1 protein-coding gene is annotated in these 1479 nt (G+C 42.6%); it reads right to left on the bottom strand.

What is annotated here, in order from left to right; genetic code table 11:
* Window positions 1-283: 283 nt before the first annotated feature.
* A partial coding sequence (locus ACTHUM_RS13855; RefSeq protein ID WP_440403153.1) for a tetratricopeptide repeat protein occupies window positions 284-1479 on the bottom strand: 1196 nt, incomplete at its 5' end.

Consider the following 1479-nt stretch of genomic DNA (forward strand, 5'->3'; position numbering starts at 1 on the left):
TCGAGATATTGAGTGGATACAGTAAAAAAGCATCAGATATTTGAGAAAGTTTATTCGAATACGAAAAATATTTTTCAAATTTTGTTGTAAATAGAAAATTAAATTTAGATTATCTGGTTTTTTACAAAGAGAATAGGCCGTCTGAAGACTCTAAAGAGATTAAGGAGAAATGGGATTTGAAGATGGCGATTGTTGAGGAAGGGTAAATGAAAAAAATGACATGTACAGGCTACTTTAGCGCTGACATGTCATTTATGTAGGAAGTTAGAATTTCAGACGGCCTCTAATTATCAGTAGAGCCTTTTTGAGAGAATTGCTTCCATTGAGTCAGAAGCTCTTTGAGAACGTCTTGCTGTTCATGTCCATGTTGGATGGCTTCTTGCAACCAGAAGCAAGCATTGTTGATGTCTTTTTTTACACCCATGCCGTGATAATACAGGCAGGCAAGATTATATTGAGCCATCGTGTCTCTTTGTTTGGCCGCTGCTTCAAACCATTTTGCAGCTTGGGCGTAGTCGACAGGTACGCCTTGTCCGCAGTAATACATCATACCTAGATTGGTTTGGGATTTACTGTGTCCACGTTCTGCGGACTGATGGTATAACTCCAGTGCTTCAGCGTAATTCTGTTTGCGTTTTAAGCCATAGTGCGCTGCAAATGCCAGCTTGTACAGACGCTCGGCTTCCTGACGTTGGAGGGCGATTTCTTTGGTTAGCTCATAGTTTTGCTGGTTATTCAATGCGCTGTCAGACAGAAGTTTTTGGTAAGCGGCAAGATTACCTAAATCAGCCGAGCGTTGATAATATTGGCGTGCGGTGTCAGCATCAACTGCTCGTCCCAATCCGTAGCGATAGATATCACCTAAAAGGCGCAAACCTTCCGGATCATTTTGATCAGCAGCAAATTTAGCGTGCTGATAGGCCTTCTGAGGGTCTCGTTCGGTGTTTTTGCCTAGCAGATAGATTTCGGCAAGTGCTACATTCGCATTGCTGTCACCTTGTGCGGCAGCTTTTTCAAACCATTCCAATGCTTCAGCAGGATTTGATGCGGCTAAGAGTTCCGCAAGAGAAGTTTGCGCTGGAACAATGTCGTAATCGGCGGCAATACGTAAATGTTCGATTGCTTTTTCAGGATTTTGTGCGACACCTTGCCCCAATTTGTATTGGAGACCGAGTTGCCAGTGTGCTGCAATAAATCCCTGTGCAGCGGATTGCTGATAAAGTTTATGGGAATATTCCAAATCAGAAGAGCTGGAATATTGGTAATGTTGGGCTAAGAAGTATTGCGCCTGAGGATTTTGCTGTTCGGCAGCTTTCAATGCCCATTTGACTGCTTCTTGGTCATTGCCATTATCTGCATATAAACGCATGAGGCGTAGTTGTGCTGGGGCTAATCCTTCTTCAGCAAGCTCTTGATAGGCTGCAATGAGTTTTTCTATTTCTATTCCATTATTTTCTTGTAACTGGAGAAGATTATAGC

The sequence above is a fragment of the Neisseria sp. P0021.S006 genome (assembly GCF_051956895.1).